Source organism: Campylobacter canis (genome assembly GCF_045504005.1).
GTDB classification, from domain to species: domain Bacteria; phylum Campylobacterota; class Campylobacteria; order Campylobacterales; family Campylobacteraceae; genus Campylobacter_A; species Campylobacter_A canis.
On record NZ_JBJJXH010000006.1, the window covers coordinates 68,554 to 94,323 of the forward strand.

24 protein-coding genes are annotated in these 25,770 nt (G+C 38.2%); 15 read left to right on the plus strand and 9 right to left on the minus strand.

Translation table 11 applies throughout. The features are described 5' to 3' along the window. Positions 1-4 precede the first annotated feature (4 nt). Both ACHJH3_RS07305 and ACHJH3_RS07310 read right to left on the minus strand, forming a co-directional pair. Positions 5-1,555 (minus strand): ABC transporter permease, encoded by a 1,551-nt coding sequence (locus ACHJH3_RS07305; protein WP_407064243.1) that lies wholly within the window; start codon positions 1,553-1,555, stop codon positions 5-7. Next, entirely contained in the window at positions 1,556-2,557 is a 1,002-nt protein-coding gene (locus ACHJH3_RS07310; protein WP_172200371.1) for a Fe(3+) ABC transporter substrate-binding protein, read from the minus strand. It lies immediately after the preceding gene. A gap of 160 nt (positions 2,558-2,717) precedes the next feature. Between ACHJH3_RS07310 and ACHJH3_RS07315 the strand changes: the two genes are divergently transcribed. After that, positions 2,718-3,092 (plus strand): rhodanese-like domain-containing protein, encoded by a 375-nt coding sequence (locus ACHJH3_RS07315; protein WP_407064244.1) that lies wholly within the window; start codon positions 2,718-2,720, stop codon positions 3,090-3,092. Positions 3,093-3,254: 162 nt separating this feature from the next. On the opposite strand, the gene ACHJH3_RS07320 is transcribed toward ACHJH3_RS07315, so the two are convergent. After that, positions 3,255-4,358, minus strand: a complete 1,104-nt coding sequence (locus ACHJH3_RS07320) for a CinA family protein (RefSeq protein WP_407064245.1) — start codon at positions 4,356-4,358, stop codon at positions 3,255-3,257. A gap of 128 nt (positions 4,359-4,486) precedes the next feature. Between ACHJH3_RS07320 and ileS the strand changes: the two genes are divergently transcribed. The 7 genes from ileS (at position 4,487) to ACHJH3_RS07355 (ending at position 12,915) form a co-directional block, all read left to right on the plus strand. Next, positions 4,487-7,246, plus strand: a complete 2,760-nt coding sequence (ileS, locus tag ACHJH3_RS07325; RefSeq protein ID WP_407064246.1) for an isoleucine--tRNA ligase — start codon at positions 4,487-4,489, stop codon at positions 7,244-7,246. A gap of 96 nt (positions 7,247-7,342) precedes the next feature. Next, a complete protein-coding gene (gatA, locus tag ACHJH3_RS07330; protein ID WP_407064247.1) occupies positions 7,343-8,701 on the plus strand; it encodes an Asp-tRNA(Asn)/Glu-tRNA(Gln) amidotransferase subunit GatA in 1,359 nt (452 codons plus the stop codon). A 2-nt stretch (positions 8,702-8,703) separates the two neighbouring features. Continuing rightward, on the plus strand, positions 8,704-10,152 hold the full coding sequence (gene guaB, locus ACHJH3_RS07335) for an IMP dehydrogenase (protein WP_407064248.1): 1,449 nt from the start codon (positions 8,704-8,706) through the stop codon (positions 10,150-10,152). Beyond that, positions 10,152-11,261, plus strand: coding sequence for a homoserine O-acetyltransferase MetX (gene metX, locus ACHJH3_RS07340; RefSeq protein ID WP_407064249.1), 1,110 nt, complete (start codon positions 10,152-10,154; stop codon positions 11,259-11,261). The genes guaB and metX overlap by 1 nt, the downstream gene beginning before the upstream one ends. After that, a complete protein-coding gene (gene xseB, locus ACHJH3_RS07345; RefSeq protein ID WP_407064250.1) occupies positions 11,251-11,454 on the plus strand; it encodes an exodeoxyribonuclease VII small subunit in 204 nt (67 codons plus the stop codon). Before metX ends, xseB begins: the two co-directional genes overlap by 11 nt. Then, complete coding sequence (locus ACHJH3_RS07350) at positions 11,447-12,256, plus strand: carbon-nitrogen hydrolase family protein (RefSeq protein ID WP_407064251.1); 810 nt, start codon at positions 11,447-11,449, stop codon at positions 12,254-12,256. Before xseB ends, ACHJH3_RS07350 begins: the two co-directional genes overlap by 8 nt. Further along, positions 12,253-12,915 (plus strand): HesA/MoeB/ThiF family protein, encoded by a 663-nt coding sequence (locus tag ACHJH3_RS07355; protein WP_407064252.1) that lies wholly within the window; start codon positions 12,253-12,255, stop codon positions 12,913-12,915. The genes ACHJH3_RS07350 and ACHJH3_RS07355 overlap by 4 nt, the downstream gene beginning before the upstream one ends. Before the next feature lie 8 nt (positions 12,916-12,923). Here ACHJH3_RS07355 and ACHJH3_RS07360 read toward each other — a convergent pair whose 3' ends face one another. Further along, positions 12,924-14,138 carry a Wzz/FepE/Etk N-terminal domain-containing protein gene (locus ACHJH3_RS07360; protein WP_407064334.1) on the minus strand — a complete coding sequence of 405 codons (1,215 nt, stop codon included), beginning with the start codon at positions 14,136-14,138 and terminating at the stop codon, positions 12,924-12,926. A gap of 121 nt (positions 14,139-14,259) precedes the next feature. Here ACHJH3_RS07360 and ACHJH3_RS07365 point away from each other — a divergent pair, with 121 nt between their 5' ends. The 7 genes from ACHJH3_RS07365 (at position 14,260) to dapE (ending at position 22,509) form a co-directional block, all read left to right on the plus strand. Next, positions 14,260-14,622 carry an MmcQ/YjbR family DNA-binding protein gene (locus ACHJH3_RS07365; protein WP_407064253.1) on the plus strand — a complete coding sequence of 121 codons (363 nt, stop codon included), beginning with the start codon at positions 14,260-14,262 and terminating at the stop codon, positions 14,620-14,622. 61 nt (positions 14,623-14,683) lie between these two features. After that, a complete protein-coding gene (murC, locus tag ACHJH3_RS07370; protein ID WP_407064254.1) occupies positions 14,684-15,988 on the plus strand; it encodes a UDP-N-acetylmuramate--L-alanine ligase in 1,305 nt (434 codons plus the stop codon). Continuing rightward, a complete protein-coding gene (locus tag ACHJH3_RS07375) occupies positions 15,988-16,329 on the plus strand; it encodes a hypothetical protein (protein ID WP_407064255.1) in 342 nt (113 codons plus the stop codon). Before murC ends, ACHJH3_RS07375 begins: the two co-directional genes overlap by 1 nt. Next, positions 16,330-18,531 (plus strand): endonuclease MutS2, encoded by a 2,202-nt coding sequence (locus ACHJH3_RS07380; RefSeq protein ID WP_407064256.1) that lies wholly within the window; start codon positions 16,330-16,332, stop codon positions 18,529-18,531. A 212-nt stretch (positions 18,532-18,743) separates the two neighbouring features. Next, entirely contained in the window at positions 18,744-19,349 is a 606-nt protein-coding gene (locus ACHJH3_RS07385; protein WP_407064257.1) for a LysE family translocator, read from the plus strand. An 83-nt stretch (positions 19,350-19,432) separates the two neighbouring features. Beyond that, positions 19,433-21,355 carry an EAL domain-containing protein gene (locus ACHJH3_RS07390; protein ID WP_407064258.1) on the plus strand — a complete coding sequence of 641 codons (1,923 nt, stop codon included), beginning with the start codon at positions 19,433-19,435 and terminating at the stop codon, positions 21,353-21,355. Positions 21,356-21,378: 23 nt separating this feature from the next. Next, positions 21,379-22,509 (plus strand): succinyl-diaminopimelate desuccinylase, encoded by a 1,131-nt coding sequence (dapE, locus tag ACHJH3_RS07395; RefSeq protein WP_407064259.1) that lies wholly within the window; start codon positions 21,379-21,381, stop codon positions 22,507-22,509. Positions 22,510-22,565: 56 nt separating this feature from the next. Here dapE and hisG read toward each other — a convergent pair whose 3' ends face one another. The 5 genes from hisG to ACHJH3_RS07420 are packed head-to-tail and all read right to left on the minus strand — an operon-like array spanning position 22,566 to position 25,685. Next, entirely contained in the window at positions 22,566-23,174 is a 609-nt protein-coding gene (hisG, locus tag ACHJH3_RS07400) for an ATP phosphoribosyltransferase (protein ID WP_407064260.1), read from the minus strand. Continuing rightward, positions 23,168-23,797: a type III pantothenate kinase gene (locus tag ACHJH3_RS07405; protein ID WP_407064261.1), complete on the minus strand. Its 630-nt coding sequence runs from the start codon at positions 23,795-23,797 to the stop codon at positions 23,168-23,170. The genes hisG and ACHJH3_RS07405 overlap by 7 nt, the downstream gene beginning before the upstream one ends. Next, entirely contained in the window at positions 23,784-24,113 is a 330-nt protein-coding gene (locus ACHJH3_RS07410; protein WP_407064262.1) for a hypothetical protein, read from the minus strand. Before ACHJH3_RS07410 ends, ACHJH3_RS07405 begins: the two co-directional genes overlap by 14 nt. A 1-nt stretch (position 24,114) precedes the next feature. Beyond that, complete coding sequence (locus tag ACHJH3_RS07415; protein WP_407064263.1) at positions 24,115-25,122, minus strand: PQQ-binding-like beta-propeller repeat protein; 1,008 nt, start codon at positions 25,120-25,122, stop codon at positions 24,115-24,117. Continuing rightward, complete coding sequence (locus ACHJH3_RS07420) at positions 25,119-25,685, minus strand: YfgM family protein (protein WP_407064264.1); 567 nt, start codon at positions 25,683-25,685, stop codon at positions 25,119-25,121. The genes ACHJH3_RS07415 and ACHJH3_RS07420 overlap by 4 nt, the downstream gene beginning before the upstream one ends. Positions 25,686-25,770: the final 85 nt, after the last annotated feature.

The window sequence follows — 25,770 nt, forward strand, 5'->3', positions numbered from 1 at the left end:
TCCATTATGATTTTTTCCTAGATATTATTTCAAGCCAGACTACTGCAACAAGCGATAGCAGAACTATCAGCAAAGACGGTAGCGCAGCCGCATAAAGTCTCTCATCGGTCGCATAAAAAAACGCCCTTATGCTAAGCGTTTCAAAGCCAAACGGTCGCAAGATGAGGCTTAGCGGAAGCTCTTTGATGATGTCGATAAAAACGACTATCAGTGATAAAAAGAAAAAATGCCTTAAAAGCGGAAAATGAACCTTGAAAAACAGAGTAAATTTAGACCTGTTTAAAAGCAAGCTCGCATCATCAATGCTGCTTGGAATTTTAGAGTAGCCGCTTTCTACGGCGTAGATCGAAGTGGCTAGAAATCTTACTATATAGCCAAATATCAGCACGATAAAGCTGGATGAGAGAAGCTGAAGGCTGAAATTTCTATCTATAAATCCAAATACGATAATCACGCAAAGCCCTATGCTGGCTCCCGGCAGCGCGTAGCCAAGCGAGGTTGCTTTGAGTAAAAAGGTATTTAGCTTTTTATCTTTTATGATGCGCGTTGCAAACACCAAAAAGAAGCTAATCGCAGTTATCAAAACCGCACTTACGCTAGCCATTAAGAGCGAGTTAAAAGCCATCTGTACGAACTCAAATTTAAACAAGCCTATAGTCTTAACGCTCCAATAAACAAGCCAGATAAAAGGAAATAAAAACGCAAGGCAAAATAGGGCAAAACACCATAAAAAGGCAGCTGCCGAGCCAAATTTGCTAAGTTTGATTTTGGCGGTGAGCTTTGATGTGTTGTGGGTGTTGAAGCTGTATCTTTTGGAGTTTTTATTAAAATGCTCAAACATCATGATGATGAAGACAAATACCATTAGCATCGCCGCAAGAACGGATGCCGAGTAAGAATCGCCCATGTCAAACCATAGCTTGAAAATTCCCGCGCTAAACGTTTCAACTCCGTAATACGCAACCGTTCCGTAATCGCTAAGCGTCTCCATGAGTACAAGCATCGCTCCTCCTATGATTGCGGGGCGAGAGATGAAGATGGCGACTTTATAAAAAATTTGAAACTGGCTTAATTTGTAAATTTTACAGGTGTCAAATATCGTTTGAGATTGCGTTTTAAAAGATGTTTTAGCAAACATATATATGTAAGGATAAAGCGACATCGACAGCACAAATATCGCGCCGTAAATGTTCATAAACTCAAATCTAACGCCAAAAATTTTATGAAAATATCCGCCGTATTCCATGATGCCTACGTAGCAAAAGCTAAATATGTAAGCGGGCACCGCAAGCGGAAGCATTAGGGCATATTCAAAGAAATTTGAAAGAGGAAATTTGTAGTTAGCCACTATCCATGCAGATATCGTCGCTATGATGATGCTAAGGGTTAAAACTCCGATGGCTACAAAAAATGTTCCTTGAACATACCTTAAAAATAGATACTCGAAAAAGTGCCCAAGCAGCGAATAATCGCCGAAGGAAATTTCAACAAATATACTAAAAATCGGGATTAAGATGATAAGGGCGATAAGAATCGCCCAAAATTTGATATTCACTTATTTCCAGCCGACCATATCGTAGATTTTGACGGCTTCTTTGATATTTTCGCCAACTTTATATAGCGGAGTTGTGTCTTCTTTAAATGTTCCAAAAGCTTTAATCACATCGCTTGCTTCAACCTCTTTGTTGATCGGATATTCGTAATTAATGCCCGCAAATATCTTTTGAGCTTCAGGGCTAACTAAAAACTCCATAAATTTAACGGCGTTTTCTTTGTTTTTAGACGCTTTTGTAAGTGCGATACCGCTTATATTTACGTGAGTTCCTCTATCCGCTTGATTTGGGAAGATCACGCCTAAATTTTTAGCCACTTCTACATCTTCAGGCTTTGGAGATGTAAGCATAAGTCCTATGTAGTAAGTGTTCATAACGGCTACTTGACCCTCTCCAGCAAAGATAGCCTTAGCTTGATCCCTATCGCCGCCTTTTGGATCGCGAGCCAGGTTTTTAAGTGTGCCTTCAGCCCATTTTTTAGCGCCTTCTACTCCTTCGTTAGCTATGATTGACGCTAGAAGAGATCTGTTGTATCCTGAAGTTGCGCTTCTTATTAAAAGCTTGCCTTTAAGCTCAGGCTTTGTAAGATCGTCGTAAGTTTTTATACCGCTTGGATCGAAATTTCTCTTATCGTAAGCGATGATTCTTGCTCTTTTTGAGATGGCAAACCACTGATTTTCATTATCTCTGTATTGAGAAGGTATCGTCTTTTCTAGGTAGTCTGATTTTACGGGTTGTAAAAGATTTTTTTCCTTGGCGTTAAAAAACGTTCCAACATCAGCCGATATAAAAAGATCCGCCGCAGAAGTGTCGCCTTCAGCTTCAAGCTTTTTAATAAGCTCTCCTGCTTTTGCTTGAGTTGCATTTACTTTGATACCTGTTTTTTGCTCAAACAGCTTGTAAATTTCATTATCCGCATCGTAGTGTCTAGCAGAGTAGATATTTACCTCTGCGGCTAGTGCGAAGCCCGCTAGCAAGCTAAGTGCCAATAAACTTTTTTTCATATTTATCCTTTAAAATGATATTTTTTTGTAATGGTAGCATTTATTTCTTATTATAATATTAATTATCATAAAGGACGAAAAATTGAATTTTGACTACAAATTTATAAAATTTTATATTTTTTTCATTATAATACCGCCAAAATTTTATGAAAGAGAATAGATGAAAAAATTTATCGTATTTTCCATTTTAGCATCGCTTGCATTAGCCAAGATAGAGCATGTTAATGTAACACCTGATAATATCAAAAACTACGAACAGATAGTGGATATAAGAACCCCTATGGAGTGGCGTCAAACAGGAGTTATCAAAGGAGCCGAGCTCATTACTTTTGACCCTTATAATAAAGACGGATTTTTGCAAGAGCTTTCTAAGAAATTTGATCTTAAAAAACCTATCGCGATAATTTGTAGAAGCGGCAGTAGAAGCTATAATGCAGCCTCAATGATCGATTCAGAAGAGATAAATATCATAAATTTAAACGGTGGTATGGGGAGCCTTATAAGACAGGGATTTAAAACCGAGCCTTATAATTAGAATTTATTTTAGTCGAAATTTTACCTTAGCTTTTTGAGCTTATAAAATTTGTAACTTTCGGCTTAGTGAATTAAAATTTACTAAGCCGTTTTTAATTATACCTTCATAAGAATAGTTCCGCAACTTCAGTAAAACAAATGTTTTTGTATAAATTTTGGCAATTTAAATTTGTCTAAAAAATAGCCTTGGTCTTAGTTTTAGTAAGCAAAGATAAGCGTGCAGGGCGCTTTGTTCTCTGATATAGCCTCTGTCGCCTTTTAAATTTAGCCTTTCAATGATACTGCTTCCGTCCTTTGCAAGCGCACCTACAAATACCGTTCCGACCGGCTTTTCTTCGCTTCCGCCGCCCGGTCCTGCTATACCGCTTGCCGCAAGTGCAAAATCAGCTCCGCTTGATGCAAGTGCGCCGCTTAGCATCGCTTCTACGCATTGCTCGCTAACTGCACCGTAAGTTTTAAGCACTTCATCGCTAACCCCAAGCCAATCGCGCTTTATCTCATTTGCATATGTCACAAGTCCGCCGTCAAATGCCGCAGATACTCCTGCCGTGGATGCAAATTTCGCGGCGATAAGACCTGCGGTACAAGACTCTGCAAATGTGATTTTAAGCTCGTTTTTAATCAAAATTTTAGCGATATGCTCTATGAAATTTCTGCCTAAAATTATTTTGTTTGAAAATAGATTGACCGCACTTTCTATAAAGCCTTTTGTTTGACCGAATTTATTGGCTTCTGCGCGTACTATTATCAAATTTTTAGTGATTTCCGAGAAGTGAATTTGAACCTCGTAAGTTTTGGCTATCGGCTCAAGTAGGATTTTCGCACTCTCTTTATCGATATCAACTAGATTAAAATACTCAAAATTTAAATTTGGCTCGATGAGAATTTCAGGAAGCTCGCAAGTCGGATTTGCCTTAAGTAAATTTACTTGCGTTGTGTTTAAATTTATTAAAAAGCTATCTTTTGAAACCTTGGCAGCCTTGCTTAAGGCAAGCGTGTTTTCATCTTTTAACTCAAGCTTATCCGAGCTTAAAGTGGCTAAAATTTTAGCCACCGTCGCGTATGTTTCATCGGAGCTAAATATCGTAAGAGTGTCAAATTTAAGGCATAGTTTTTCTATGATAAAGGGCAACTCTTTGTCGCTTTTATCGGCGAAATTAAACTCCCCAAGCTCTTTGAAATGAGCCTTATAAAAGCTAAAAATATATCCCAAAAAAGCGGCATTTATGCTTAAATCTTTCCCGATTATTAAAAGTGCATTTTTCATAAAAACCTCCTTAATTTTTGAAATTATATCACAAAAAAATCGACTAAATTTTTAGCTTAAAGCTCTATTTTCAGTAGCCTTTAATCACTGCTTAGATAAAATTTGCAAATTTAAAACAAGGTAAAAGTATGGATTATAAAGATACGCTCCTGCTTCCAAGCACGGAGTTTCCTATGCGCGGCAACCTGCCGCAAAATGAGCCTGAACGGCTGGAAAAATGGTATGGCGAGCGAGATATCTACTCCAAGATGAAAGCTAAACGCCAAAAGGCTAAAAAGAGTTTCAACCTTCACGACGGACCCCCTTACGCTAACGGAAATTTGCACATCGGACACGCGCTTAATAAAACACTCAAAGACATCATCACTAAGACTCACTATTTCTTTGGCGAAGAGATTCGATATACTCCGGGCTGGGATTGCCACGGCTTGCCGATAGAGCAGCAAGTTGAAGTAAAGCTCGGCGAGAAGAAAAAGGAGATGAGCACAACTCAGATCAGAGAGTTTTGTAGAGAGCATGCAAGAGAGTTTATAGGGATCCAAAAAGAAGGATTTAAGCAGCTTGGCATAGTCGGCGACTGGGATGATCCTTATCTTACGATGAAATTTAAATTTGAGGCTGAAATTTACAAAACGCTTTGTAAAGTAGCTAAACGCGGACTTTTGATAGAGCGAAGCAAACCTGTTTATTGGAGTTGGGCGGCGAAATCGGCTCTTGCTGAGGCTGAGGTAGAGTATGAAGACAAAGAGGACTATAGCATCTACGTAGCCTTTAAACTAGGCGAAGAGGCGCTTAAAAAACTCGGCGTAAAAGAAGCGCGAGCGGTTATCTGGACTACGACTCCTTGGACGCTTCCTGCAAACCAAGCCATCAGCTTAAACCCAAATGAAATTTACGTAATCACAAGCGAAAATTTGATATTTGCCAAAGAGATGATCGAAGAACTTGTTAAAGAAGGGCTTACTAAAGGCGAGATCGTTAAGGAATTTAAAGCCGCAGAGCTTGAAAATCTACACGCGATAAATCCTCTAAACGACCGCGAGTCTAAATTTATCCTCGGAGAGCACGTTACTATGGACGGAGGAACGGGTCTTGTGCATACGGCTCCCGGACACGGTGAAGATGACTATCATATAAGCTTAAAATACGGCATCGAGGTTATCATGCCGGTAGATGAGGGCGGACTTTACGACTCTACACTTAGGACTAAGAAGCTTTTCCGCGCGGACGTAGTGGATGAGCTTGTCGGTATGCATATATTTAAGGCTAACGAGAGAATTTTAGAAATTTTGGGCAAAGATCTGCTTAAAGTTAGTAAATTTACCCACTCTTATCCGTTTTGCTGGAGAACTCATAAGCCTGTTATATACCGCGCTACAAAGCAGTGGTTTATCGCTATGGACGAGCCAAAGATAGACGGAAAAACTCTAAGAGAGGTTGCTTTAAGCGAGATAGAAAAGGTTAAATTTTATCCTGCAAGCGGTGCAAGAAGGATAGGGCTCATGGTTGCCAATCGCCCTGACTGGTGTATCTCTCGCCAAAGGGATTGGGGTGTGCCGATCGCGTTTTTTAGGGATAAAGAGACGAAAGAGCCGATATTTGATGATGAGGTTTTGGAATTTGTAGCCAAAATTTTTGAAGAAAAGGGAGCTGACGCTTGGTGGGATATGGAGATTAAAGATCTTCTAGCACCAAATTCCAAATATGACCCGCAAAATTTAGAAAAAGTAACCGATATCCTTGATGTTTGGTTTGATAGCGGTAGCACTTGGTCTGCGGTTTTAAAAAGCGGTGATTACGATGCGGGCGGCTATCAGGCAAGTATGTACTTAGAAGGGAGCGACCAGCATAGAGGTTGGTTTCAAAGTTCGCTTCTTTTAAGCTGTGCGGCTGAAGGTCAAGCGCCTTACAGAAGCGTCTTGACTCACGGCTTTACAGTTGATGAAAACGGACAAAAGATGAGTAAGAGCAAGGGTAATGTCGTAGCACCTCAAGATGTGATCAAAACTTACGGAGTTGAAATTTTACGCCTTTGGGTTGCGCTGAGCGATTATTCAAGCGATTTAAAAATCAGCGACAATATCTTAAAACAAGTTAGCGAGCAGTACCGCAAGATAAGAAATACGATAAGATTTTTGCTTGCCAATGTAAACGACTTGCAGGATTTGCAAACCTCAAATTTCAATATCCTTGATAAATGGATACTAAGCCGTGCCAGAAGAGCTTTTGGTGAAGCTGAAGCGGCATTTAGAAATTATGATTTCTCAAAGGGCTTTAGCCTGCTTATGAATTTTTTAAGTGCGGATTTGAGCGGAATTTATCTTGATATCAGCAAAGACAGGCTGTATTGCGACGGTAGCGATGATGATCGCAGAAGATCGGCTCAAAGCGTTATGGCTATCATCACAAGAGCTCTTTTGCCGCTCATTGCGCCGACACTTACGTATACGGTCGATGAGGTTATGGACTATGCGCCTGAGATCATCAAAAACGGAGCCAAAGACGCATTTGATCTTGAGTATGCGCCGATTGAGTTTGAATTTGAAGTGGATGACGAGCTTTTGGTTCAAAGCAGAGAGAAATTCTTTGAGCTTATAGACGTGCTTAAAAAAGATAAAAAGATAAAATCAACCCTTGAGCTAGTGCTTCAAACCAGCTCGAATTCTATCTTAAGCGAAGATTTGGACGAGATAACGGATTGGTATATGGTAAGTGAGATAGAAAGTCTTGACGGCAAGGACAGTCTGGCTGAATTTGAAGTCGGGCATGATAAATTTAAGCTTGTAATGTCAAGCAAATTTAAGTGTCCGAGGTGTTGGAAATTTACCGCTAAACATGACGGCGAAACTTGCCCAAGATGTGAAAGGGTGCTAAAAAATGCTCTCTGAGCCTATTAGTTTTAGCATCATCGTAATCACCATCGCTACTATTTTATGCGTAGTCGGCATCGGGATAGTTTTAGTAAATAAATTTAAGGAAAACAGATGATAACTTTAAAAGAGGCTTTAAAGCTCTCAAAAGAGGAGATAAGATCACTAAGAAGCGAGCTTGAAGCAAAGATTGCGTCCGAGAAAAAGCTTGGAGCTTATGTGGAGCAGCTTGCGAATTTACCGATATCAAAGCTTGGAGAAGGCATTCCTATAGCGATCAAGGACAATATCCAAGTAAAAGACTGGAGCATAACATCATGCTCTAAAATTTTAGAAGGCTACGTAGCGCCTTACAACGCAACTGTCATAGAAAAGCTTTTAGAAGCGAATTTAGCGCCTTTTGGCAGGACCAATATGGACGAATTCGCGATGGGCAACACTACTGAAAGCTCAATATACGGCAAGACTTTAAATCCGCTAAATCACGCTTGCGTTGCAGGCGGAAGTAGCGGCGGCTCTGCGGCTGCGGTAGGCGGCGGTATAGCCATAGCCGCACTTGGTAGCGATACCGGTGGTAGCGTGCGTCAGCCTGCGGCATTTTGTGGATGTGTCGGCTTCAAACCGACTTATGGACGCGTAAGCAGATACGGTCTTGGTGCTTACTCAAGCAGTTTGGATCAAATTGGTCCTATAACTCAAAACATAGAAGACGCAGCGATACTTTATGATATCATCGCTGGACATGACGAAAAAGACAGCACAAGTGCAAATATCGAATATAAAAAAGTAAGCCAAAATTTAAACGGCGAGCGAAAGCTAACTATTTGCGTTATAGAAAACTACGTAAATGAAGCAAGCGAAGAGATAAAAAGAGAACTTTTAAGGGCGATTGAGATTTTAAAATCGGCAGGACACAAGATAGTTTATAAAAATTTGGAAAACTCAAAATGCGATATAGCGACATATTATATCATCGGAACCGCCGAAGCGAGCGCAAATTTAAGCAGATTTGACGGTATAAGATACGGCAGACGCGCAGAGGCTAAAAATTTAAAAGAACTTTACATTAATTCTCGCTCCGAGGGCTTTGGCGATGAGGTAAAAAGAAGAATTTTACTAGGAACCTTTGTGCTTAGCAGCGGATATTACGACGCCTACTACATTAAAGCTCAAAAGGCGCGCGCATACACGAAAGCAAGATATGAGAAAATTTTAAGCGAATGCGATCTCATGCTGATGCCTGTAGCGCCTACCGTGGCTCCAAAATTCGGAGAGCTTGCAGACCCGCTTAAAGCATATCTTGCAGACATTTATACTATTAGCGTAAATTTAGCAGGTCTTCCTGCGATATCAGTGCCTGTTGCAAAGACAAGTGACGGACTAAATGTCTCGGCTCAGCTTATAGGCAGGGCTTGGGACGAGCAGACACTACTTGACGGAGCGTATAGTTTAGAGAATTTGATAAAAGGATAAAAATGAAGATAGTTAAAAGAGCTTTAACCTTTGAAGATGTGCTTTTAGTCCCGCAATACTCTGAAATTTTGCCTAAAGAGGTGAGTGTAAAGACTATTTTTAGCAAGAACATAAGCTTAAATATCCCGCTTATCTCAGCCGCTATGGATACAGTTACCGAGCATAGGACGGCTATCATGATGGCGCGTCTTGGAGGTATCGGCGTGATACATAAAAACATGGACATAGCCTCGCAAGTGCGTGAAGTAAGGCGGGTTAAAAAGAGCGAAAGCGGCGTTATCATCGATCCTATATCCATACGCCCTGACGCTACTGTCGGCGAAGCTTGGGCGCTGATGGCAGATCTTCATATCTCGGGCGTGCCAGTGGTTGATGAGGCAAATAAGCTTATAGGAATTTTAACCAACCGTGATCTTCGCTTTGAAACCGATCCGAAAGTGCTTGTAAAAGAGCGAATGACAAAGGCTCCTTTGATAACCGCTCCAAAGGGCTGCACTCTTGATGAAGCGGAGAAAATTTTTCACTCAAATCGCGTAGAAAAGCTTCCGATAATCGATGAAAACGGACATTTAGAAGGACTTATAACCATAAAAGACCTTAAAAAACGCAAAGAGTATCCAAACGCCAACAAAGACGGCTACGGCAGACTCAGAGTGGCAGCGGCTATCGGAGTAGGGCAGATAGACCGTGCAAGAGCGCTTGTGGAAGCCGGAGTTGATGCGATCGTTATGGACTCGGCTCACGGACACACGAAAGGTATCATCGATACGCTTAAAGAGATAAAGGCGAATTTTAACGTAGATGTAGTCGTGGGAAATATCGCAAATCCTGCAGCCGTTAAGGACCTAGCGCAAGCCGGAGCTGACGGCATAAAAGTAGGTATCGGACCAGGATCGATTTGTACTACAAGGATTGTAGCAGGCGTTGGCGTGCCTCAAATTTCGGCCATTGACGACTGCGCAAATGAAGCTAAAAAATACGGCATTCCCGTTATCGCAGACGGCGGTATCAAGTATTCAGGAGATCTAGCCAAAGCGCTTGCCGCAGGTGCAAGTAGTATTATGGTGGGAAGCTTGCTTGCCGGTTGTGATGAGAGTCCGGGCGAGCTTATAACCTTCCAAGGACGCCAGTACAAAACCTACCGCGGTATGGGCTCTATAGGCGCGATGAGCAAAGGAAGCTCGGATAGATATTTTCAAGAAGGCACCGCTCAAGATAAACTTGTGCCCGAGGGTATCGAAGGTCGCGTTCCTTATGTAGGCAGTATCAAAGATGTAGTGCATCAGCTGCTTGGCGGTTTAAGAAGCGCGATGGGATATTGCGGCTCAAAAGATATCTTAACGCTTCAAGAAAAGGCGGAATTTGTAGAAATTACGAGTGCCGGGCTTAAAGAAAGTCACGTTCATGACGTAGTTATCACGCATGAAGCGCCGAATTACAAAGTCAATTAGTGCTAAATTTAAAAACAAGCAAAGAGAAATTCGACGAGCCGCTCTACCTTGAGAGCGGTCGAATTCTCTCAAATTTCGAGCTTGTTTATGAAACCTACGGAAATTTAAATCAAAACAAAAGCAACGTCATTGTCATCTGCCATGCGCTTACTGGCTCGCACCATGCGGCGGGATTTTATGAAAATGAGCAAAAGCCCGGCTGGTGGGATAGCTTTATAGGTGAGGGTAAGGCAGTTGATACAAATAAATTTTTTGTCATCTGCGTAAATATCTTGGGCTCAAATTTCGGCTCGACAAATCCGCTTAGCATAGAAAAAAGCACAGGCAAGCAGTATCGTTTGAGATTTCCCGTTTTAACGATAAGCGATGTGGTAAAAGCTCAGATGAGGCTCTTTGAAAGGCTTAGAATCAAGCAGGCTCACGCAGTTATCGGCGGAAGTCTTGGCGGTATGCAAGCGCTTTGCTTTGCGATAGAATTTCCAAATTTTGCAAAAAACGTAATAATCATGGCAAGCACCTACCAGACCAAGCCTTGGGCGATCGCGTTTAATAAAATCGCAATTGAAGGAATTTTACGCGATAGGGAGTTTAAAGACGGCGAATACGATCCTGTTGATATCGCAGAAAGCGGACTTGTAGGCATGGCACTTGGCAGGATGGCAGGACACATAAGCTTTTTAAGCCCTGGGTCGATGGACGCAAAATTTGGCAGAAACTATGTAGAAACCGACGGACTTTACGAGCTTACGGGACGCTTTCAGGTGGATAGATATATGGAGTATAACGGGCATAATTTCCCGAAGCGCTTTGATCCGCTAAGCTATCTTTATATCGTTAAGATGATGAATATCTTTGACTGCACGAGGCACTATGATAGCCTTGGCGACGCGCTTTCACAAATTTGCGCGAGACTTACGCTCATATCATTTAGTGGTGATATATTGTTTCCGCCAAGTTGTATGAAGGAGATGGCTGATGAGATCGCCAAGCTTGAAAAGCCTTGCGAATGCGAGTATATAGAGATAGATAGCAGCTACGGACATGATGCGTTTTTGGTTGAAGTTGATAAATTTGAAAAATATGTAAAAAGGGTTTTGGATGCAAAATGATGAAAATTTAAAAGAAGATAGTTTTGAATCAAAGCTGATAAAGGCGAATGAAATTTTGGAGAAGTTAAGCAAGGATGATTTAAGCTTACAGCAGAGTGTAAAGCTTCACAAAGAGGGCAAGAAGCTGCTTGATGAGGCCGGGGAAATTTTACAAAATGCAAAACTTCAGATAAAAGAGATATCCAATGAGTAAAATTTGTGCCCTACAACTTCCCACTCAGCCTATCAGCGACTTAAGGCTTGATTATTATTTTAAGATGTGCTCAGATAGCGGCGCGAAGCTTGTCGTGCTTGGAGAATACGTGCTAAACAGCTTCTTTAAAGAGCTTGAAAGTATGCCAAAAAGCATCATAAAAGAACAAAGCGAGATCAAGCGCGAGACATTGGCGAAATTCGCAAAGAGATATGATATCACGATCATCGCTCCTATCGTATTAAGCAGAGGTAAAGAGCTTATAAAAACGGTCGGTAAATTTAGTCCGAATCAGACTAAATTTTTTAAACAGCAAATTTTGATGCCGTATTCTCACTGGAACGAAGCGAAATTTTTTACAAATTCTCAAAATGACTCTGATGATAAATTTGAGTTTTTGACATTTACTCACGAGAAGATAAAATTTGGCGTGATGTTTGGTTATGAAGCTCACTTTGATGCGTGTTGGGCGTATATGATGAAAAAGCGAGTTGATGTGGTGCTTATGCCGTCAGCTTGCACGTTTTTTAGTCGGGCTAGATGGGAGGAGCTCTTAAAGACTCGCGCATTTACGAACAATCTTTATATCCTGCGAGTTAATCGTGTCGGAAATCACAAATCAAACGACGAGCAGTGGAAATTCTACGGAGACAGCATGCTTATAAATCCGCTTGGCGATATCGAGGCGAGGCTTGGCAAAAACGAAGAGATGTTGCTTGTAGATGTAAGCAAAAAGGAAGTTACTAAAGCAAGAAGCATGTGGGAATTTGGCTGCATTATAAATAAAAGGAAATTTATATGAACTATTTTCATAGACAAATTCAGCTTTGGGGCGAGGAGACGCAAGCGAATTTGGCAAACAAAAGCATAGCCATCATCGGCTCGGGCGGACTTGGAAGTTCGCTTGGATATGCTCTTAGTTCAAGCGGGATAGGCGAAATTCACATTGTCGATTTTGATGAAGTGAGCGTGCATAATATCCACCGCCAAATTATTTTTGATATGGGAGATGAGGGCAAATTTAAGGCTGAAATTTTTAAGAGTCGCCTTGAGCGAAGATATGACGGCGTAAAGATAACGGTTCATGCTTGTAGATTTGATGAATTTGCGGCCAAAAGGCTTAAATTTGATCTTATTATCGATGCTACCGATAATCTAAAAACAAGAGCGCAGATAAACGAATACGCAAAGAGCTTGGGCGTACCTTGGCTTTACGGGTCTGTTGAGAGCTTTCACGGACAGGTTTGTCTGTTTGATAAAGCTTCGCTAACTTCTGCCTTTGCGGTTTCAGATATCAAGCCGGCAGGTATCGCCGCACCTATAGTTATGTTTATCGCAAGCTTTCAGGCAAATTTAGCCCTTAGGTATCTTGCGGGTTTAAGCGTACAAAAAGACCTGCTTTACTATCTTGATATGAGTAGCGGAGAGTTAAATTTGCGTAAATTTAAGCTTCCAAAATAATTAAATTTTTAATTATTTAGTTTTGTTTTATGATTTTTTATTGCATCGTATATAAGCACAAAAAATATTGACAATAAAAAGCCTGCTATAATAGCTACTCCTAGAATGAGTATTGTTTTTGGTTTGGCAGGCTTATCGGAAGTTATTATATCCGAAACTATTTGAGTGTTTTGGTAGTTGTAAGGTTTTAACGATAATTCTAAAATAGATTTTTCATCTAGTAGTTTTTCAAGTTCTCCTACTTTTAAATTTGCCAGTTCTCTTTCCAGAGCCGGTATCTTGTTTGTTATGATGACATCTTTTTCCGTTTCTAGATTTCCTATATCAACGCTTGTTAATCTGTCTATTTTATCTTGCAAAGAAGGTTTTGTTTGAGATATTAGAGCCTCTTTTCTACTCTCTAATGATATTATTTGTTGTTCCGAATTTGATATCTGAGTATATAAATTTTGCTCTATCATCTGCTCTAAGACGATAGTTTCTACTTTAGCCGATTTTCTCATTGACGGCAACGTTTGAAGTTGAGCTTCGTATTTTTCAAGTTTCTTTCTATTTAAGTTTATATTTTTGTCGATTTCTACAAGGATAATATTATCTATTGATTCTAAATCTCTTTTTGCCGCAGGAATGCTTGTGTTTTGTATGTAATGTATTTTTTTATCAATACTTGGAATTTGAAAGTTTTTTATATACTCTATTTGTTGTTCTATAGATTTTATTTGGTTGTTTTGTAAAAAATTGATTCTTCTGTCAAGGTTTAAAATTTTAACTTTTTGTTTTTCCAGATATTCATCTAGTATATTTTTATGCTCAATTGAAATTTGATCTACTATTTTTTTTATTTGACTTTTTGCTATATCGTTTGATTTGGCTAAAACTTCTATATTAAAAAATTTTTTATTATCTTTCAAAGTTTCAATTTTTTCCACTTTATAGTCAAGATCGGGTATATTCTCAACCGATTCTATATATGTAACTATGGATTTTTTAATGACATTATCGATATTGGCCAGTATAACTTCATTATTCCCGTCTTTATAATATCCAGCCTCTACCAGTGCTTTTGCTTTATATAAATGTGTTAATGTCGTTAGATATATAAAGCCGAATGTAGCAAATAAGATCGTTATTGCTATGATTATTTTTTTATAAGAATAAATTTTTTTAAATAGTTCTATTAAGTCTATTTCGTCATAGTGTATTTTCTCTTCATATTGATTCATGCTTTGCAATCCAATCCTTATTTGTTTATATTAAACAATATTTTAACATAAATATTATGCTTTATTTCTAAAAATTATGTATAATTTTTAAAACAAATTAAAAGGCATTCTAAGATAATAAATGCAACCAAAAGCCGTTTTTAAATACATAAGCAAAAAATTCGGAGTTAAAAACGAAAAAGTTTTTGAAAACTATCCTGACCATGCTATTTTTCGCCATGAGAAAAATCAAAAATGGTTTTGCCTGCTTTTAAAAGCTGATTATAAAAAACTTGGTCTTAAAAAAGATGGCGAAACTTTCATCTTAAATTTAAAGTGCAGGCCTGATCTGGCAAGCCTATTAAGAGATGATGAGCGAATTTTCCCTGCTTATCATATGAACAAAAAGCACTGGATAAGCGTGAATTTAAGCAGCGATATCTTAGATGAGGCGGTCTTTGATCTGATTGATGAGAGTTATGAGCTAACCAAATCAAAAAGCTAAACCAATATCTCTAAGCTCCTTTTGGATATAATCAAATTTAAAATTTAATTTAAGGTCAAATTTGAGAAAAGTTCATTTTATCGGTATCGGCGGTATCGGCATATCGGCTATCGCGAGGTTTTTAAACGAAAAGGGCTACATCATAAGCGGTAGCGACATCAAAGAAAGCGTTACGACAAAAGAGCTCGTAAAGCAAGGCATAAATGTCATAACGCCTCACTGCAAAGAGGCGATAACGGATCAGGATTTTGTTATTTATTCAGCCGCGATCAAAGAGGATAACATAGAGCTGATCGAAGCTAAAAGACGCGGCATAAAGTGTCTTTCGCGCAAAGAAGCCTTGCCCATAGTTCTTGATGGCAAGCGTGTATTTGCAGTTGCGGGAGCGCATGGTAAGAGCACCACTTCGGCGATGCTTGCAAGCCTTGTTGAGGGCTCTGTCATCATAGGCGCCATCTCAAAGCAGTTTAATTCAAACATGAAATACAACACCCATGAAAACGTCATCTTTGAAGCCGATGAGAGCGACTCAAGCTTCCTTAACTCAAACCCGTATTTGGCCATCGTAACCAATGCGGAGCCCGAGCATATGGAGCACTACGAATACGATATGCAGAAATTTCATGCAGCTTACAGGGGGTTTTTGGAGCGAGCTAAAATTCGAGTGATAAACGCCGAAGATGAGTTTTTAAGCACGCTTAAGTTTGATTCTATCAGACTAAATCCAAGCGTTGATATTACCGATATGACCATGGTAGTAAGGGATTTTGTGCCGTACACTACCTTTAATCTTAAAAATTTGGGCAAATTTGAAGTGCTTGGCATGGGCGAGCATATCGCAATAGACGCCAGTCTTGCGATATTGGCCGCGATTAATGAGGTCTCTTTAAGCTCAATTCGTGAAAATTTGATGAATTTTAAAGGTATAAAAAAACGCTTTGATATACTTACGGCAACTAAGAAATTTGTGCTTATAGATGACTACGCTCATCATCCCACCGAGATAAAAGCGACTCTCAAATCGGTCTTTGAATACGCAAAGCTGCTTGGAATTTCAAAGATAACGGCGATATTTCAGCCTCACCGATATACTCGCTTGAGTGCAAATTTACAAGGATTTAAAGAGTGCTTTAAAGGCATTGACGAGCTTGTGATACTGCCCGTTTATGCGGCGGGCGAAGAGCCTATAGAGATAGATATGAAAGAGGAATTTAAAGAGTATAATCCGATAATGACCACTCATGTTAGCAGAGAGGATGACAGTATCGTGTTTTTTGATGAATTCGGAGTTAAGAATTTGCTTGATGACGGACTTGTGATAGGATTTGGTGCAGGCGACATCACATATCAATTAAGGGGAAAATAATGAGGTTTATACTTGTTTTAGTAGTTATTTTAGTAGCTATTTTGCTCTTTAGTATAAGCGATGAGAAAATCAGCAAAAAGGCTAAAATTTTAATAGCCTCTTTTGTCTTGGTTGTAGGAGTTTTGGCTTATGTTTATGAGAGCGCTTTTGAAGATAGTCAGGCTAAAACCCGCGAGCTTTTAAGCGCGTTTAATCAAGGTAAAATTTTAAAATGCGGGGAGATGGAAGTAAGCAACAAAAAATTTAACTACGAATTTGGCACCGCTTCTTTTGTTGCAAAGCGCGAATTTAAAGAGCTTAGCAGCGTCATAATAGAGATAAAAAGTTGCGAGGCGAAGTAGGTGGATAGACTGCTTCATACTCTTGATCTGACCGAGTATATCGCTAAATTCGGCTCGTTTTTGGCTCGCGAAAAACCGCTTTTTATGCAAGGAGATAGCAGGCTTCACTATGAAAAAATTTTAGAGCTTTCAAATGTGGAATTTAAAGAGCCTGGCGAGGTTGCGAATTTAGACGACGCTCTCATTAGACTAAACAAACAAGCCGTGCTTCATATCAGTGAAATTTATGAATTTGCTAAAATTATAAACTATTTTTCGTATCTTAAATCGCTTAAATTTGAAAGACTTCTTGGCGAGTGGCTGGATAAGATAGAAATTCCTTCGGCTATTTTAAAAATCGCAAATTCCTTTGATAAAGACGGCGAGCTAAAAGATGAGGTCGATGAGAGGCTTGCAGACATAAAATCGGCTTTTGCTATGAAAAAGTCTCAGATTGACGCTGATTTAAAGCGACTTATCTACTCAAAATCAATAACGCCTTATCTTGTGGATACTCAGGTTCATTATGTCAATGCCCAAGAAGCTTTGCTGGTGCGCGGAGGGTTTAACCACGTACTAAAAGGCACTGTTGTTGCAAGAAGTTCGGGCGGATACTTTTACGTAATGCCTGCAAACATAGAAAAGCTTAAAAAAGAGCAAAGCGAGCTTTTGGATAAAAAAGAGCTGATAGTATATGAGCACTGCAAGCTTATGAGTGGCGTTATGCACAAAAATTTGCTATTTTTGAAATTTATAAATTCGGCTTTTGATATCTTTGACGCTTATAGCGCGCGGGTGCTTATGGCTAAGAGTATGGATTATGAATTTGTGCTAAGCGATAGCTCGTCAAATATCGTTATTAAAAATTTCGCTCATCCTGCTCTTAAAAACCCAAAGAGTGTTAGCGTGGATTTTCGTAAAAAAGTGCTTTTGATAACGGGTGTAAATGCGGGCGGCAAGTCAATGCTTTTAAAATCAATAATTTCCGCGGCGTTTTTAGCAAAGTATCTTTTGCCTATGAGGATAGATGCTGAAAATTCGCACATCGGAAGCTTTAAGGAGTTTGATACCATCATCGAAGATCCGCAAAATGTAAAAAACGATATCTCTACTTTTGCAGGGCGCATGCTTCACTTCTCAAGGCTTTTTAACAAGAAAAATTTGCTAATCGGAATTGATGAGATAGAGCTTGGAACGGACTTTGAAGAGGCTGCTAGTCTATATAGCGTGATGATTGAAAGGCTTATAGCAAACGATATCAAGATGATCATCACTACCCACCATAAGCGTCTTGCTATGCTGCTTGCTAAAAATAGCGAAGTTGAGCTCATAGCAGCGCTTTATGACGAGGAGAATTCTCGTCCGAAATTTGAGTTTTTAAAAGGAACTATCGGCAAATCTTATGCTTTTGAAACTGCCGCAAGATACGGCATATCTCAAAATTTAGTTAGCGAAGCGAAGAAAATTTACGGTGAAGATAAAGAAAATCTAAACGAGATGATAAGCAAGACTTTAAATTTGGAAGTTGAGCTAAAAGAGCGTCTTGAAAGCACGGTAAAGAAAGAGCAAAAGCTTGACTTGCTCATTGAGAGTTTAAAAGAGCAAAAAGAGCAAAACGAAATAAGAGAGCAAGAGACTATAAATAGGCTTGAAAGAGAGTATTTTAAGGCTATAAACGAGGCTAAAAGAGCTATAAATTTAGACGATACCAAAGAAAAACAGCGTGCCTTAAATAGTGCCAATGAGGCTAAAAAAGCTATCATAAAGCCTGAAATTTCAACTCAAATAGAGCTAAAAATCGGTGATAACGTAAAATATAATAAGATAAAAGGCGTCGTGGTAGGACTTAGTAAAAATGACGCTACTATACAAACCGACGGCGTTAAGCTTAGAGTGCCTATCAAGATGCTTAAAAAAAGCGGCAATCCGCCTCCAAGCGCACCAAAGTCAGGCGTAAATTTAAAGGTTCAAAAACCAAAAACGGCTAGCGTTACTCTTGATCTGCACGGACTTAGAGCCGATGAGGCGATAGAAAGGCTTGATAAATTTATCTCCGATAGCCTGATAATGGGCTTTGATGAGGTTAGCGTCTTTCATGGGATCGGCACCGGTAAGCTTGCATTTGCGGTCAGGAATTTTTTAAAGACTCATCCTAGCGTAAAGGAATTTTTTGATGCGCCGCCAAATCAAGGTGGATTTGGAGCCAAGATAATAAGACTTTAGACTCGCTTTATGTGGTTTGCTTTGTTGTGCTGAGGATAGAATCTGCTTGTCAAATTTGCTTTTATGTATGAGTTAAAGTATTTTTGAGTAAATTTTAATTAAGAGTGCTGTAGCGATGATGAAGTTTTTGACTATCGTTTGTTTGTTGCGACTATCTGTAAAAACGGCGATAGTAAATACATTTGTGAAAAATATATGATCGGCATAGTTATATGAGTATCTTTTTGCAAGGGCTTTTGCTTGGATTTTCAGCAGCCATACCGCTTGGACCTATTAATATAATGATAATGACCGCCGCGCTTAGTTCGTTTTTAAGAGCGTTTGCTATCGGTCTTGGAGCGATGAGTGCGGACGTGCTTTATCTGCTTTTGCTTGGTTTTGGAGTGTTGGAGTATCTGCAAAACAAACTTATCTTAAAGGCGATCGGAATTTTTGGAATTTGTTATCTACTTTTTATCTCTTGGCTTATCTTTAAAGGAGCAAATAACCAAATCAAGCTTGAAAAAACGCTAGATAAAGATAAAACACAATTTGCTAAAAATTATTTTAAGGGATTGTTTGCAACTCTTAGCAACCCTTATACGATAGGATTTTGGCTAAGCGTGGCTACTCTTGCAAGTAGCTTTGCGGGATACGCGTGGGTTATGGTGGCAGGATTAATTACCGCTATCGGGCTTTGGATAACTCTTATGCCTTTGGCTGTTTTTAAGAGTTCTAAGCTAATTTCTCCAAAAATTATAAAGCACGCCTCATATCTTTGTGCATTAGGATTGTCAATATTTTCTCTAATTCTTTTGTATGGCTTGTTTGTTAAATAGTTGCAATTGTTTTGAATTCGTTTATTTAAGGAAACTCATGATAGAATCTAAAAATTTAAAGATAATGGATTAAAAGTATCTGTATGAATAAAAATTATTTGAGTAAATCTTCAACTCAATTCATTGTGCTCCCTGTGATTGTTTTGATATCATGCTCTATACTGGCAATCTCTTATATATTTTACTCTAAATACAAAATTTCTATTGATAATGTGTCTAATATCACTATTGACAGTAAAATAAAATCATATATGAACATCGTTGAACTGTTGTATGATAAAGTCGCAGAAGGCAATTTGACTGAATTTCAAAGCTATGCCCAGCAGACGAAAGCTATATCTTCATGGGTATTAAAAGAATCCGACAATGAAAGAATACTGACTGTTTTGGCTAGTTCTAGGTATCCTAATCTTGTAGGTCAGCCTTTGCCTATGAAGATCTGCGGAACAGATAGTGTGAATTTTCAAGATATAGTTAATGATGATTATTATAAAAGTGTAAGACTTATGCCGGATAATAAGGCTAGAGTTTGTTATTTTAAAAGGCATGGAGATGTAATAATAGGCTATGAGGCCATGGATGCGATTAAAATAACAGGAATTATGGATGATTATTTTAATGAGTGGTTTATAGTTAATATGAAAAATACTATAGGCATAACTTTATTCATGTTGTTTGTAGGTCTTTCTCAGTATTTTTTATTTTATAAAATGATAAAAAAGAATCAGGTTTTATTAACAGATGTTAATGCGGAGTTAGTCGCAAAAAATAATGAAATAGAAAACAGGCTTTATTTTGATCAGCTTACCGGACTTCCAAACCGTATATCTCTTCAAAAAGATACGGATGTGATGAAAAAACCCAAAGTAGTAGTAATGGATATAGATGATTTTCGAAAAATGAATAACTACTTTGGAATGCATATATGTAATCAAATTTTAATACATGTCACAAGCCTTGTGAAGCAAATAGCAAAAAAAGAACAGATGACCGTCTATCGAATAGGAGCCGATCAATTCGCTTTTGCCGAGGATTCAGACTCTTTTATAGATAGATATGAAGAGCTAGCTACGGACTTATTGGAAAGCCTCAAGGGTCTAGTTGTTGATGTAGAAAGAGGTCCTGATGATAAGCAAGATACCATAGAAGTTCACTGCACTATAGGATTTGCTCTTGATGAGCAAGATACTGTAAAAAAGGCTATGTTAGCGCTTGAATTTGCAAAAAAGACGGGCAAGGATTATTTTTGTTATTTTAAAAGCATAGATGATACGGCAAAGTATGCGGAGCAAATTAAACGATCCAATTTGATTAGAGACGCTATAGTAAATGATAGGATCATACCTTACTATCAGCCCATATTTGACTCAGGTAGAAATGTAGTTAAATATGAAACTTTAATGAGAATACAAAATAGTTTTGAAGTTGTTTCTCCTAGCAGTTTTCTGGAGGTTTCAAAGCGTATTAAGAGGTATGTAGATATAGAAAAGATGCTGATAGAAAAGAGTTTTAGTCTTCTTAAAGCAACCCCCGGTGCTATTATATCCATAAATTTATCCGGTAGAGATATGACTGATGGCGAAATGAGCGTGTTTATAATAGATAGGCTTAACAAATATAATATTGCAAATCGAGTCATATTTGAGATATTAGAGGATGAAAACGTCGAAAACGTTGAGCGGGTTAGTAAGTTTATAGAGCGCGTTAAGCGAATGGGTGCAAAGATTGCTATTGATGACTTTGGTTCTGGATATAGCAACTTCTCTTATATTTTAAAACTTAAACCGGACTATATCAAAATAGACGGCTCTATTATTCAAAATATCGATACAAACAATGATTCGCGCTCGGTTGCAGGTGCGATAATAGCTTTTGCTAAGAGATTAAATATTACGGTAATCGCCGAATTTGTTCATTCAAAAAGCGTATTTGAAACCTGCGTGGCTCTTGGTATAGATGAATTTCAAGGCTTTTATCTAGGCGAGCCTTCTCATACTCTACTTTAAATTTATATTTAGACGGAAATACTATGCAAGTTATTGAGTTTTTTAAAGAAATTTTGAAATTCAGATCCATCACTCCTGATGATGACGGACTGCTTGAATTTATCAAGGATTATTGCGATGAATTTAAACCCACATTCGTTAATAAAAACGGAGTTAAAAATTTAATACTTACTAAGAAATTTGGCAGCGGAGCACATCTTGCATTTGCGGGCCATGTCGATGTTGTGCCTGCCGGGGAGAATTGGAATAGCGAGCCTTTTGATCCTGTGCAAAAAGATGGATTTATATATGCTCGCGGAGCTCAAGATATGAAAAGCGGAGTTGCGGCGTTTGTTTGTGCTTGCAAGCAAATTTGCTCTGAGATAAGTTTGGGTAAGGCTAAATTTGACGGCACCTTATCTATGATACTGACAAGCGATGAAGAGGGTGATGCTGTATTCGGCACGCTTGAAGCTTTAAAATTTATGAAAGAAAATGAAAGTTTGCCCGAATTTGCAGTAGTAGCCGAACCTACTTGCGATAAAATTTTTGGAGATACTATCAAAGTTGGCAGGCGCGGTTCTATAAACGCAACTCTTACCATAAACGGAATTCAAGGACACGCGGCATATCCAGACAAATGCGTAAATCCAACCCATCAGCTTGCAAGCGTTTTTCATAAATTTGCAGGATTTGACCTTGATGAAGGAGGTGAGTTTTTTGATGCTAGCAAGATCGTAATAACCGACATTAGAGGCGGAATGCAGGTATGTAACGTAACTCCAAGTAGCGTAAAAGTGATGTTTAATATAAGAAATTCGACTAAAACGGATGTTGCGCGTGTGCAAGATTATGTTAAAGGGCTTTTTGGAGAGTTTGACTACAGTCTTGATATCAAGCAGAGCTCAAAACCGTTTTTAACAGATAGCAATAGTGCTGTCGTAAAAGCTATACAAAATTCAGTAACTAATATCACGGGTGTTGTGCCTGATCTTAATACAAAAGGCGGCACGAGCGACGCTAGATACTTGGCTGAATTTGGAGTTAAAGTAGTTGAATTTGGCGTTATAAACGATAGAATTCACGCTGTAGACGAGAGGGTTTGCGTGGATGAAGTAGAAAAGCTCTATGAAATTTTTTGTGATTTTATAAGAAGTTTTAACGCTAAAATTTAAATCTACACTCTTAAATTAACTTAAATTTATAAGAAAACTTTCGATTTTTACAACACTTAAATTTGAGTTTTTATCTTCTCGTAAAGCGATATTATCTCGTCTTTTTTGATAATAAAGCCATTTTTATTGGCTATCAGATGTGCAGATGAGTGCATGATGGTTTCTGCCACTTTTAACCCGTTTTTCTTCATTGTGGCGCCTGTTTCAACCACATCGACGATAACGTCGCTAAGTCCAACAAGCGGAGCTAGCTCTATAGAGCCGTATAGTTTGATGATTTTTAGAGGTGTCGCTTTAGCCGAAAAGTAGTTGCGAGAGATATTTGCCATCTTGGTTGCGACCTTAAGTTCAGAGACGTTATAATCAAGTTCTTCGCCCTCTTTAACTCCTACGCAAACCCGACATTTGCCGATTTTTAAATCAAGCAGTCTTAATACATCAGGCTTGTGCTCTTCAAGCACGTCAAGCCCTACTACGCCGATATCGGCGGCTCCGTTCATGACATAAACAGGGATATCTTGGTTGCGAACCATTAAAAATTTAAAATTTCCCTCTTGCATGATTAGTTTTCTATCCTCAAATAAAAACGGAGTTTTGAAAATTTTTCTAAAAATTTCAAGAGTCTCTTCGGCGATTCTGCCTTTTGGCAGTGCGACTGTCAGCATAAAATTTCCTTTTTTTCTTCGATTAACGCCTGCATACCCCGAAAAATCAATCTCTTGTCATAAATACTGTTTTTAAAAAATCTGGATAAAAATTCTCCGTCTCCACCCGTAAAATAAATTTTAGAATTGTTTGAGATATTTTCTATAAGAAGGACGATGGGCTTGATTACTCCGTAGCTTACAGCGTCTGATGTCTTTTGGGGTAAAGCTTCAAGGTCTATCTGTGAATTTAGAGATACCTTAAGTCGTTCGGATATGTTTTCATAAGTTTTTAGGCTTTGAGATATTCCCGGCAGGATACACCCTCCAAGATGCATTTTGTTTTGCATTATATCTATCGTTATAGCACTTCCCGCATCTATAACCACGCCATTATCGATACTGTAGCAATTTACTATGCGATCGATCCCAAGTCCGTTATATATAGTATCAATCTCAAAAAAAGGCTCTAAATTTATGAAATTTTCATCATTTTCAAGCTTGGATTTAAGAGAGTCGTTCACGCTTATGTAGTATATTTTTTCACTACTTTTAAAATTTTTAAAGCTTTGGATATCGATCTTTGAAATTTTACCCTCTTTAAAAAAGGTGGCGTTTGTATTGCCGATATCACACAGCGTCATATTTCCATCCTGATTCTTTTATCAAATTTTGTGTTTTTGAACAAATTTGCGAGCTGTAAAAGACAACTCTTTTTTTAATTTTCAAGCCAAGTTTTTCTTCTACTTTTCGGCAAATTTCAACAATATCTTCAAATTCTTTTTTTAAAAACCTGCTTTTGGCTTCTCTTATGAAAACTATAGTATAAAATCCCTTTGTATCAATGCCTATAGCCGATTTGAGGGTTCTTTTATTGCTAAATTCGCTTAAATCAATCTGTTTTAGATCTTTTAAAACAAGATTATGAGCCTCAAAAATTTTATAAATTTCAGAGCTCATTTTAATTTAGCTTCAGGTAGTAGTTATCGTAATAAAAATCCTTAAATCCGACAAAGCTCTTATCTTTTATCTCATCATTTAGCTCAAAAATTTGCGCATCGCTTAAATCCAGTCTGGTTTTTATAAGGTAGCCTTTTTTCTCGATGATATAAAGATGATCGCTAAATGCTACTGCATTTGAAAAGATAGCGAATTTGAAATTTACGGAATTTAGCTTTTGTAGATTAAGATCGGTTAGCGTTACCGTGCCGTCTTTTTCAAAGATATAAATTTTATCTTTATTTGAAATGACATTTTTTATTTCGCCATTATAATAAAGCGTTTTTTCAGGGCTTATCGAGACGATTCTTTTGCCTGTTGATGCAAGCATAGTGTCATTTACCACATCTAAAAATATTATGTTATTAAAAAATTGCTCGCTACTTACAACAACATCTCTTAAAATTCTTCCTGTAGTTTTATCAACTATCATAATCTTTCCGTCAAGTGTCGGAAATATCACAAGAGAGCTTAAAAAATAAGGTGATGCCGTGCGAGAATCTTGTGCATATACGTTTGATGATTCAAATTCAAGCAAGATCGAATCAGTCGCAATATTTACAAGATATATCGTATTTGAAGCGCTTAGCAGCGCAAGCCTACTGTCTTCAAGCGACGCAGATACGATGGCTTCGTTAAATTTTCTTTCGTATAACGCCTGTCCGTATTGGTCTGTGATGATTAAATTTCCATTAAGTGTTGAGGTTATAAATTTGTCTCTTTGGACATTTAAGAGCGTTGTTCCTTTTGGAAATTTTACATTTTCCAGTAAGCCGTGTTTTGTGATTACCATTCCGTTTTCAAGAACTGCCGCATTTAGGCTTGTTGAAGCGATATTGTCAGGCAATTTATACTCAAAATCAGCTTTTGAATTTACGTTTTCAGGCTCAAAATACTGCCTTTTAGTTCCGCATCCGCTAAGCAAAATCGATGCAAAAATAACGGCTAAAAATATATGAAATTTTTTCATTTGACGCTTCCTTGGTAATGTTCAAGATTTTTTACTATCGGTTGAAGCTGTGAATTGAGAGGAATTTTCTTAAATTCTATCTTTGCTTCTTCTATTTTATTGTCTTTTATAAGCTCGTAACCCTTTAAAACCGTTTTATAGTTGCTTAAAATTTGTCCACTTTGTTCGTTTGTTTGGGATTTGATTATCTCTTTTAAGATAGGATCGATAGGCTCGTTTATAAGCGAATTTAAAGTGGTGGTATCGTTATTTTCAAGCGATCTTTTAAACTCGTAAAGAGCATAAAGAGATATGTCCTTTTCTTTTAAGGTAGCTTTTGCTTTAGAGTCGCTGGGGTTTGTTATAAGTGTAGCATAAGCTTCGTTTGCGGCTTTAAAATTCTTCTCTTTTATAAAGTTGTTGACGTAATAAGCGCCAACCATTAATATTGCCAACACTAAAGTAACTATGAGAGGTTTTTTGTATTTCTTGATAAATCTTTCGCTTTTTATTATGTTTTCTAAAAATTGTTCCTGCGTATTTAACTCTTCTTTTATGGATTTTAAATCTTCTTTTATAGCCAATGTTTTTCCTTAAATTGTTGTAGTTAAAAGATTGTAATTGTAGCATAATAAATCTGAAACATCACAAAGGTTAAAGCTAAAATGT